Source organism: Kitasatospora sp. NPDC092039, from assembly GCF_044756065.1.
Lineage (GTDB): Bacteria > Actinomycetota > Actinomycetes > Streptomycetales > Streptomycetaceae > Kitasatospora.
Window position 1 is genome coordinate 379,737 of record NZ_JBIVSD010000001.1, and the last position, 9,822, is coordinate 389,558.

At 73.3% G+C, this 9,822-nt stretch carries 9 protein-coding genes; 6 read left to right on the forward strand and 3 right to left on the reverse strand.

The window, feature by feature from the left end:
* The first annotated feature begins 183 nt into the window (after nt 1-183).
* Nucleotides 184-2,268: a carbohydrate binding domain-containing protein gene (locus ACIQI7_RS01625; RefSeq protein ID WP_401103814.1), complete on the forward strand. Its 2,085-nt coding sequence runs from the start codon at nt 184-186 to the stop codon at nt 2,266-2,268.
* A gap of 297 nt (nt 2,269-2,565) precedes the next feature.
* Here ACIQI7_RS01625 and ACIQI7_RS01630 read toward each other — a convergent pair whose 3' ends face one another.
* On the reverse strand, nt 2,566-2,976 hold the full coding sequence (locus tag ACIQI7_RS01630; protein WP_401103815.1) for a hypothetical protein: 411 nt from the start codon (nt 2,974-2,976) through the stop codon (nt 2,566-2,568).
* 183 nt (nt 2,977-3,159) lie between these two features.
* On the opposite strand from ACIQI7_RS01630, the gene ACIQI7_RS01635 reads away from it, so the two are divergent.
* Complete coding sequence (locus ACIQI7_RS01635; protein ID WP_401104525.1) at nt 3,160-4,026, forward strand: LURP-one-related/scramblase family protein; 867 nt, start codon at nt 3,160-3,162, stop codon at nt 4,024-4,026.
* Nucleotides 4,027-4,265: 239 nt separating this feature from the next.
* Here the strand turns inward: ACIQI7_RS01635 and ACIQI7_RS01640 are convergent, their stop codons facing one another.
* A complete protein-coding gene (locus tag ACIQI7_RS01640; protein WP_401103816.1) occupies nt 4,266-4,520 on the reverse strand; it encodes a hypothetical protein in 255 nt (84 codons plus the stop codon).
* A 360-nt stretch (nt 4,521-4,880) separates the two neighbouring features.
* On the opposite strand from ACIQI7_RS01640, the gene ACIQI7_RS01645 reads away from it, so the two are divergent.
* The 3 genes from ACIQI7_RS01645 to ACIQI7_RS01655 all read left to right on the forward strand — a co-directional run bounded on the left by ACIQI7_RS01645 (nt 4,881) and on the right by ACIQI7_RS01655 (nt 6,663).
* Nucleotides 4,881-5,321, forward strand: coding sequence for a VOC family protein (locus ACIQI7_RS01645; RefSeq protein WP_401103818.1), 441 nt, complete (start codon nt 4,881-4,883; stop codon nt 5,319-5,321).
* Nucleotides 5,322-5,656: 335 nt separating this feature from the next.
* Nucleotides 5,657-6,166 (forward strand): rhodanese-like domain-containing protein, encoded by a 510-nt coding sequence (locus ACIQI7_RS01650; RefSeq protein ID WP_401103819.1) that lies wholly within the window; start codon nt 5,657-5,659, stop codon nt 6,164-6,166.
* Complete coding sequence (locus tag ACIQI7_RS01655; protein WP_401103821.1) at nt 6,160-6,663, forward strand: GNAT family N-acetyltransferase; 504 nt, start codon at nt 6,160-6,162, stop codon at nt 6,661-6,663. The genes ACIQI7_RS01650 and ACIQI7_RS01655 overlap by 7 nt, the downstream gene beginning before the upstream one ends.
* A gap of 151 nt (nt 6,664-6,814) precedes the next feature.
* Here the strand turns inward: ACIQI7_RS01655 and ACIQI7_RS01660 are convergent, their stop codons facing one another.
* Nucleotides 6,815-8,452: an MFS transporter gene (locus ACIQI7_RS01660; RefSeq protein WP_401104528.1), complete on the reverse strand. Its 1,638-nt coding sequence runs from the start codon at nt 8,450-8,452 to the stop codon at nt 6,815-6,817.
* A gap of 207 nt (nt 8,453-8,659) precedes the next feature.
* Here ACIQI7_RS01660 and ACIQI7_RS01665 point away from each other — a divergent pair, with 207 nt between their 5' ends.
* Nucleotides 8,660-9,652, forward strand: coding sequence for an Lrp/AsnC family transcriptional regulator (locus ACIQI7_RS01665; RefSeq protein ID WP_401103823.1), 993 nt, complete (start codon nt 8,660-8,662; stop codon nt 9,650-9,652).
* Nucleotides 9,653-9,822 lie beyond the last annotated feature (170 nt).

The following is a 9,822-nucleotide window of genomic DNA, read 5'->3' on the forward strand; positions in this document are numbered from 1 at the left end:
CGAGTTGACGGAGCCTGTGGCATTGACGGCCGCTGCCCACCCACCTAGGGTTGCCACCCGACTGAAAGGTTTCAGAAATCTTTCAGTCGTGTTTCATCCGGTCGACCCCGGATGCCCGCCCGGCCCCCTTCCGGTTCCCGCGCACCCCACGTCGGGAGCCGCCCCCCACCCGAAGGAGAGCGCATGAGTACGGTCCGGTTGGCTGCCGCCACGAAGCGGCGGACGCAGCACCGCACGGTCGCGGCACTGACAGGGCTCGGCCTGACCCTGGGCCTGGCCACCACCCTCGCGGCTCCCGCCCAGCCGGCGGCCGCCGCGCCGACGGGCTCGAACGGCAAGAAGGTCACCGCCGTCCTGTTCGAATGGAACTTCGACTCGATCGCCCGGGAGTGCGGCCGCACGCTCGGCCCCAAGGGCTACGGCTTCGTCCAGGTGTCGCCGCCACAGGAGCGGATCAGGGGCGGCGCCTGGTGGACCGCGTACCAGCCGGTGAGCTACCGGATCGCCGGGCCCCTCGGCGACCGCACGGCCTTCCGGCAGATGGTGGACACCTGTCACTCCGCGGGCGTCGGCGTCATCGTCGACACGGTCGTCAACCACATGACCTCGGGTTCCGGCACCGGCACGGGCGACACCCCGTACACCAAGTACAACTACCCCGGCCTCTACCAGGACCAGGACTTCCACGGCTGCCGCCGGCCGATCGGCAGCAACTACGCCGACCGGTACAACATCCAGGAGTGCGAGCTCGGGGACACCGGCAACCCCTCCCTGGCGGACCTGAACACCGGCAGCGACTACGTCCGCGGCCGGATCGCCGGCTACATGAACGACCTGATCTCGCTGGGCGCCGACGGCTTCCGCATGGACGCCGTCAAGCACATCGCGGCCACCGACCTCTCGGCCATCCGCGCCAAACTCACCAAGCCGGACGTCTACTGGGTGCAGGAGGCCGTCCACGGCGCCAACGAGGCCGTCTCCCCCGCCGAGTACCTCGCCACCGGCGACGTGCAGGAGTTCCGCTACACCACCGACCTGAAGCGGATCTTCACCACCGACAAGCTCTCCTACCTGAAGAACTTCGGCGAGGCCTGGGGCTACATGCCCTCCGCGAAGTCCGGCGTGATGGTCACCAACCACGACACCGAACGCAACGGCTCCGGCCTCAACTACAAGGACGGGGCCGCCTACACCCTCGCCCAGGTCTTCATGCTGGCCCACCCCTACGGCACCCCGTCCGTGCACTCCGGCTACGAGTTCTCCGACCGGGACGCCGGCGCCCCCGACGGCGGGGCGGTCGACTCGTGCTACCGCGACGGCTGGAAGTGCCAGCACGCCTGGCCCCAGATCGCGAACATGGTCGCTTTCCGCAACGCCGCCGGGGACACCCCGGTCACCGACTGGTGGGACGACGGCGGCAACGCCATCGGCTTCGGACGCGGGGACAAGGCCTACGTCGCCCTCAACCGGGGCGGCGAACCGATCACCCGGACGTTCCAGACCTCGCTGCCGCCCGGCACCTACTGCGACGTGGAGCACGGAGACCCGACCGCGACCGCCGGCTGCACCGGCACCACCTACGCCGTCGACGCCGGCGGCAGGTTCACCGCGACCGTGGGACCCAACGACGCCGTCGCCCTCCACGTCGGTGCGGGCGTCACCCCGAAGCCCGGCGGGAACACCGCCACCGTCTACTACAGCACCGACAAGAACTGGACCGCCTACGACCTCCACTACCGCCCCGGCAACGGCAGCTGGACGACCTCGCCCGGCGTCGCCATGGACGCCGCCTGCACCGGCTGGGTGAAGAAGACGATCGCCCTCGGATCCGCCACCACCCTCACGGCCGCCTTCAACAACGGCTCCGGGACCTGGGACAACAACAACGGCGCCGACTACACGCTCGGCACCGGCAGCACCGCCGTCAGGGCCGGCGTCACCGCGCCCGGCGATCCCTGCGACGGACAGCAGGCCGCCACCGGCGCCTCGTTCACCGTGAACGCCACCACCGTGCCCGGCCAGAACGTCTACGTCGTCGGGAGCCTCCCGGTCCTCGGCGACTGGGCCCCGGCGGCCGGCGCCAAGCTGGACCCCGCGGCCTACCCGGTCTGGAAGCTCGACCTGGACCTGCCCGCCGGCACCTCGTTCGAGTACAAGTACGTCCGCAGGGACGCCGCCGGCAACGTCACCTGGGAGTCCGGCGCCAACCGCACCGCCACCGTTCCCGCCGACGGCAGGGTGGGCCTGACGGACACCTGGCGGAACTGATCGCCACGGGGACCGGGCCGGCCTCGTCGGCGGGCCGGCCCGGTTCCCACGTCCGGCGCGGCTCCGGGAGGACGTCCGGACCGGTCGGCCGTCCCCGGCCCCTGCCGGCCGGCGCCGCACCGGCGGACCTGCCGGTGCGGCGGCGTCCTCGGCACGCGAGGGCCACCGGCAGGCCCGCCACTGCCCGCCGGCCACTGGCACTGCAACGGTGCCCGCCGTGACGAGCCTTCGGCTCTCGGGCGTTGGCCTCGTCGCGTGCGGCGGCTGATCCGGGCCCGGTGACGGTGACCTCACCGGTCAGCCCGACTCCTCGTCGCTCGACCGATCGGCGCCACCGAACGGCCCGGGGAACGGCCCTGGGGAAGCCCTGTCGTGGGGGCCGAACTGCTCGGCGATGTTGTTCCACATGAAGCCGTCCCGCCAGCCCGGTTCCCCCCTGGCCCAGCCGAGCAGCGCCCCGAGGACCTTCTCCTGGGAGACCGTCAGGGTCTGGTGGTGCAGCTCGGGCACCCCGTCCCGGTACTCGAGCTGGAAGGTGTTGTTCTCCCGCAGCAGGACCTGGATGTACCAACTCCCCGGCTGCTCCTCGTCCACCCGCTCCAGGACCATGTGGGCGGCCCCCCGTCGCAGGTCGGCCAGCATCGCCCCGACAGCGGATCCGGAGGGGCGTTTCACCATGCGGCCGCGCCCGTTGGTCGCAATCAGCATGGCCAGATCCTCCAGCACGGGGCTGACACCTCAGCTGCGGGGGGATCCGCTCGCCCGGGCCAGGAAGGCGTCGGTGGCAGTGTGGGTGACTGGCGAGTGGTGGCCACCGGTCGTCCGCGCCGAGAAGCACCAGCCGAGGCAGGCCCTGGCCCGCGCGCGATCCGCCGATGTGACTTCGGCCACATCCGTTCGACGCGAGGACGAGCGGCCGCTGGTCGCAACGCCCCCGCCCGCAGGCCGAATTCGCGACGCCAGGCCCCGGGCGGGCCCGGGGGCGGTGGAAAACGATCTGGCTCCCCGCGGAGGGTTGGGCCTAGCCTGCCCGCCATGTCCCAGAACACGAACACCCCCGGTTTCCCCGGGCAGCCGGCCGCTCCGGCCGGCGGCGCCGCCAAGGTGCAGCGCCAGGTACAGCACCAGGCGGGCGTCGGGCCCGTCTACGGTGGCGGCGGCACCCTCTTCTCCGAGCCCGTTCTGGTGGTGAACCAGAAGGCCAAGCTGATCGAGCTGACCAACGAGTACGCGGTCTTCGACCAGCAGGGCGCCACGCTGGGCTCGGTGGTCCAGGTCGGCCAGAGCGGTCTGCGCAAGCTGGTGCGCCTGCTCTTCTCCATCGACCAGTACCTGACCCACAAGCTGGAGATCCGTGACGCCCACGGCACTCCGGTGCTGCTGCTGACCCGCCCGGCGAAGCTCATCAAGTCGCGGGTGATCGTGCAGCGTCCGGACGGCCAGGAGATCGGCCAGATCGTCCAGCAGAACGCCATCGGCAAGATCAATTTCGCGCTGGAGGTCGGCGGTCAGAGGATCGGCGCCATCAAGGCCGAGAACTGGCGGGCCTGGAACTTCTCCATCGTCGACGCGACGGACACCGAGGTCGCCCGGATCACCAAGACCTGGGAAGGCCTGGCGAAGACGATGTTCACCACGGCCGACAACTACGTGCTCCAGATCCACCGCCCGCTCCCCGACCCGCTGATCAGCCTCGTCGTGGCGACCGCGCTCACCGTGGACACCGCACTGAAGCAGGACGCCCGCGGCTTCGGCTGACCACCGGCCGTACGCCGCTCAGCGGCAGTTGCCGCTCGCTGAACGGCTTCCGGGTGTGCTCGGCGCACCGCGGCAGGAGCGGCCCCGGCGGCCCGCGGCGCCGGGGAGTGGGAAGTCGACCCGGCCGACTTCCCACTCCACCGCGGCCCCGACGGCCTGACCACCCGACCGCCCGGACCGCGGCCACGGGAGGCCGTGGACACCGCCGCCCGCCCGCCCCCGCGTTCCGGCTCAGCCGGTCAGCGGGCCGGGAGGAACTTCGTGGTCGGCACGTTCCGGACGGTCGCGCAGTCCCGGTTCGAGGTGGTGGCGCTGTAGGTGAAACCGCTCGGGACGCTGCACGCCCACATGCCGCCGACCGGCGTGCGCAGGTGGAAGGTGGTGGACGGGACGCCCTGGGTCAGGCTGCACGAGGTGGACGAGCCGGCGAAGTCGTAGGTGAAGCCGGAGGCGGTCGAGCAGGCGGTGAAGCCGTCGACGGTTCCAGCACGCACGACGGGCCGCCACCCCGCCGCTGCGCCACCGGAAGTCACGCCGGCTCCCGACGTCCGGCCGCCCCCGGGCGGATCCTCGGGCCCAGCTCAGCCGATCGGCCCCCTCGACTCCTCCCGCACCTGGCGCAGCCGCCTCTCTCCGCCCTCCGTCCCGCCGCGCTGCCGTCCGCCCGTCCCCTCGCCGTCCCGTCCGGCGCCCCCGGACCGGTCCCGCGCGCGGCGCGCCGTCGGGTGAGTATGGAGGAGCCGGGGGTTCGCCGGCTCCCGGCGGAACGCGGATGTCGAGAACGCGTCGTCGGCTCCGTCCCGGGGACGTCAGCGGCCACCACCGGCCGCGCGAGGAGAAGCGGAGGAATCGGCATGGCGATTCAGCGGATGGACAACGTCGGCATCGTGGTCGAGGACCTGGACGCCGCCGTCGCGTTCTTCGGGGAACTCGGCATGGAGTTGGAGGGCAGGGCAGAGGTCGAGGGTCCCTTCGCCGACCGGTGCACCGGGCTCGACGGCGTCCGCTGCGACATCGCGATGCTCCGGACCCCGGACGGTCACAACCGGCTGGAGCTGGCGAGGTACCGCAGCCCCGCACTCGTCGACGCCGGGCCGCGCGACCGGCCGCACAACGTCCTGGGCACCCACCGCGTCATGTTCGCCGTCGACGACATCGAGGACACCGTCGCCCGCCTGCGCCCCCACGGCGCCGAACTCCTCGGCGGGATCGCCCGGTTCGAGGACAGTTACCTGCTCTGCTACCTCCGCGGCCCTGCGGGGATCATCGTCGGACTGGCCGAACAACTGCGCTGAAACGCCCCGGCGGCGCCGTCCGGGCCCCCGGCACGTCCGCCTGACCGGCCCGACCGCCCGAAGCCCGACAGCCGTCGGTGGGCGGACCGCCCGGTCCCGGCCGCCGACGGCTCCGCCCGCCGACGGCTGCGGCTGTCCCGGCTCCGGCCGCTGTCCGGTCCTGATGCGCCGCGCAGACCGACCCGGCCGGCCTTGGCGGAATCTTGGTGACCAATGGCATTCACGCCACTCGTGGGATGAGCCTGCGGCACCGGAGGATGGAGCCGTCGCCGACCGGGAGAACCCGGAGCGGCGCACCGGACCCCATCCCCACCGGCAAGAACACGAGGTATCCCATGCCCGCCACCGCTTCCGCCGAGACCGCCGGCGCCGTCCTGAGCGTGCCGGTCGGCGCCGTCCTGAGCGTGCCCGCCGCCACCCCGGCCGAGGCCGCCGCCCACTTCGCCGCCCGTCTGGCCTTCGAAGCGGACGTCTCCGACGTCCACGCCGACCTGGCGTCCGGTGCCCCCGGCATCGTGGTGGTCGACACCCGCAGCGACGCCGCCTGGGACCAGGGCCACATCCCCGGAGCCCTCCACATCCCCACCGCACAGATCGCCGACCTCGCACCGCGGCTGATCGACCCGGCCCGGACCGTCGTCACCTACTGCTGGGGCCCCGGCTGCAACGGAGCGACCCGTGCGGCGCTGGCCTTCGCCCGCCTCGGCTACCAGGTCAAGGAGATGCTCGGCGGCTTCGAGTACTGGGCACGCGAGGGCTTCGCCTACGACTCGGCCGCCGGCACCGAGCAGCGCCCCATCGACGACCTGACCGCCCCGCGGTCGGGCATCTCCTGCGCGTGCTGAGCGACACGGCGCGGCCGGGCGGCGCGATCCGCCCGGCCACCCCGGCCGACCTCCCGGCGATAGCCCGCCTGTGCGCCCTCCACGCCACCTTCGAGCGCGCCGAACCCGTGGCCGCCGACCTCGCCGCCCGTCTGGAGAGCGTGTTGTTCTCGGCGCATCCGCGAGCATGGTGCCTCGTCATCGACCACGGCGGTGAGCTGACCGGCTACGCGACCTACTCCCCGGAGTTCTCCACCTGGCAGGCGGCCGACTACGTCCACCTGGACTGTCTGTTCATCACCGAGGCGCTCCGAGGGGAGGGTTGGGGGCGCGCCCTGCTCGACGCCGTGCGGGAGGCGGCGGCGGCCCGCGGCGCGACGGAGGTCCAGTGGCAGACGCCCGACTGGAACACCGACGCCATCCGCTTCTACCACCGCGCCGGGGCCCGGGGCCGGCCCAAGGTCAGGTTCTCGCTCCCCACCCGCCCGGGAGCCGATGGACTCCCCGGGCCCGCGTGAACCGCGGTGGCGCCCGGGAAGCCGAGCCGCCCCGACCACCCGGGGCACGCCCCCTCCCGGTCTCCCCGGAAACGCCCGCCTGCCGCCCGACAGCACGCCGGGCGGCAGGCAGCAGGCGGCAGGCCCCGGGCGCCAGGGGGCATGCCCGGTGTCACGGTGTGCGCCGCACCCCCGGAACGGGCGTGCCGCCGATGGAGGCGTGGGCGGGAGCAGCGGCGGTCCGCGGCACCGGGGCCGGGTCACCGGCGGCGGAAGGGAGCCCGCCGGCAGAAGGAAGCCCGGCAGACGGGAGCCCGGCTCCGGCGGAGGACCCCCCGCCCGCCGCGGCCGGGCGCAGCAGGACGGCGCAGACCAGCGCCGCCAACAGGGCCAGCGAGGCCGACACGACCAGGCAGAGCCGCAGACCGTCCAGGAAGGACCCGCCCAGCGCGGTGAGGGCCGGTCCGGTCGCGGCCCCCAGGTCGAGCCCGGCCACCGCGCCGAGCCCCTGGTCCCGGGCGACGGCCAGGACGCGGCCGCCGGCCTCCGTCGGCACCGCGGCGTCGGCCAGGCGCCCGGGTAGGGCGTCGAGGGCGCGGGTGGTCAGCAGGGCGCCGAGCACGGCGGGGCCGAGGGCGCCGCCGACCTGGCGGAAGGCGTTGTTCCCCGCGGCGGCCATGCCGGCCAGGTGGTGCGGTACGGAGGAGACGGCGGAGGCCGTCATCGGGGTGAGGACGGCGCCCACGCCCAGGCCGAGCAGGACCAGGCGCCAGGCGATCGACCCGTAGGACGTGCCGGCGTCGACGCCGGTCAGCGACAGCAGCGACCCCGCCATCACCACCAGGCCGGTGGTGATCATGACCCGGGCGGAGACCCGGTGCATCAGCCGTCCGACCGGGACCCCGACGACCAGGGACGTCCCGGACACCAGGACCAGCCGCAGTCCGGCCTCCAGCGTGGTCAGGTGCTGCACCAGGCCGAAGTACAGGCTCAGGACGAAGAAGAAGCCGATCAGCCCCAGGAAGCTGATCATGGCGACCAGCGAGGTGGCGGCGAACGCGGGGCTGCGGAACAGGGCCAGGTCGAGCATCGGGCTGCCGCTGCGCCGCTCCACGACGACGAACGCGACCGCGCCCACGGCACCGAGCGCCAGCGCCGCCACGACATGGGGCGTACCGAAGCCGTCGGCGCCGCCCTCGATCACGCCGTAGACGACCGCGGTGACCGCGACGGCCGCGCTGATCTGCCCGGGCCAGTCGAGCCGACGGCCGTGCGGGGCCCTCGAGTCGGGCAGCAGGAAGGCCGCGACGACCAGCACGACCAGGGACACCGGGACGGGCAGGAGGAAGATCCAGCGCACCCCGACGTGCTCCAGCAGCGATCCGGCGATCAGCGGCCCCACGGCCAGCGAGGCCAGCATGGACATCGCCCACAGGCCGATGAACCTGCCCCGCTCCCGGTGGTCGGGGACCGCGTGGCTGATCAGGGCCAGCGTGGTGGGCAGCAGTGCCGCCGCCCCCAGGCCGGAGGCCGCCTGGCCCGCCCACAGCACCTGCACCGAGTCCGACGCCAGCGAGACGGCCGCGCCCAGGGCGCAGAACACCATGCCCGCCTGGAACACCCGCTTGCGGCCGTGGACGTCGCCCCACACCCCGGTGGTGAGGATCAGCGCGGCCATCGGCAGCACGAACGCGTCGGACACCCAGGACAGTTGGGAGGTCGAGGCGCCCGTCGCCCGTTGGATCGCCGGCAGGCTCACCGACACGGTGGTCACGGGAAGGTAGGCGACGAAGACGCCCAGGCAGGCCATGACGAGCGTGACGCCTCGTCCGGCTCCTGGGCGCTGCACCGTTGCGGAGTTCACGGAGTGGTTCCTTCGACTGCGGGATGCCGCTCGGGCACCGGCTGCTGTGTGGGCGCGGACCAGCCTCACCCAGGCGGTCGAGAAACCCGCAAGCGATCTCGGCAGGTGTGCGGAAACCTCCACAGCAGCCCGCCGATGTGTGACCATTCCTCCGTGCACGACGACCTCGACCGCAAAATCATCCACGGGCTCTACTGCGCCCCGCGTACCTCCTTCCGCCGCCTCGGCGAGATCATCGGGGTGTCCGAGCAGACCGTGGCCCGCCGCTACAACGCGCTGCGCCGCGCCGGGGTGATGCGCGTCGTCGGGCTGAGCAACCCGACCGCCCACGGGCGGGCGGACTGGATCGCACGCCTGCGGTGCCGCCCGGACGCCGCCGGGCCCGTCGCCGAATCGCTCGCCCGCAGGCCCGAGGTCGGCTACGCCAGCATCGCCTCCGGCGGGTCGGAGATCATCTGCACCATCCGGTCGGCCGACGGCACCGGACGCGACGACGTCCTGCTGCGCCAGCTCCCGAAGGCCGCCTCGGTCCTCGACATGAGCGTGGACCTCCTCATCCACCCCTTCCGCCCTCCGGGCACGGTCGGCTGGGCCGGCGGCCAACGGTCCCTCACCGACGAGCAGGCACGACAGCTGACGGCACAGCGCCCCGCACCCGCCGGGCCGCCGCTCGCCCCGACCGACGAGGACCGCCCCCTCTTCGACGCCCTGGCGGAGGACGGCCGCGCCTCCCACACCCACCTGGCGCAGGCCACCGGCTGGTCCGCGGCCCGCGTCGCCCGACGGCTGGAGGCCCTGGAAGCCACCGGCTCCCTCACCTACGGCATCGACATCCTGCCCGAACGCCTCGGCTACGAACTCAACGCCATCCTCTGGCTCCAGGTCGACCTGCCCGCACTCCACCGGATCGGCGAGGAACTCGCCCGGCACGACGAATGCGCCTTCGTCTCGGCCACCAGCGGCAGGCACAACCTCATGGCCGTCGTGATCTGCGAGGACACCCCCGCCTTCTACCGCTACCTCAGCGGCCACCTGGCCGGCGTCGACGGCATCAGGGGCTACGAGATCAGCGTCCGCGCGCGCCGCCTCAAGCAGTCCGTCTCCCTCATCCACCACGGACGGCTGGTCCACCCCGCGGCGGGATGACGCGAGCGCACCCACCCGGCGCACAACTGACCCCCGTACGTGCCGGTGCCGCGCACGCCGGGGGGGGGGGTGCGGCCCCCGCCCCTACGGCGACCGGGGGCCGCCCGGTGACCCCCTCCCGGTGGGGGGGGCCCACGGGGGGGTGTTAGGGGCGGGGATGTAGGTGCCGC

What these genes read in the sequence shown, in the direction of transcription:
- ACIQI7_RS01625 (WP_401103814.1), top strand. Translation starts at nt 184, where the DNA reads ATGAGTACGGTCCGGTTGGCTGCCGCCACGAAGCGGCGGACGCAGCAC.
- ACIQI7_RS01630 (WP_401103815.1), bottom strand. Translation starts at nt 2,976, where the DNA reads ATGCTGATTGCGACCAACGGGCGCGGCCGCATGGTGAAACGCCCCTCC.
- ACIQI7_RS01645 (WP_401103818.1), top strand. Translation starts at nt 4,881, where the DNA reads ATGGCGATTCAGCGGATGGACAACGTCGGCATCGTGGTCGAGGACCTG.
- ACIQI7_RS01650 (WP_401103819.1), top strand. Translation starts at nt 5,657, where the DNA reads ATGCCCGCCACCGCTTCCGCCGAGACCGCCGGCGCCGTCCTGAGCGTG.
- ACIQI7_RS01660 (WP_401104528.1), bottom strand. Translation starts at nt 8,452, where the DNA reads ATGGCCTGCCTGGGCGTCTTCGTCGCCTACCTTCCCGTGACCACCGTG.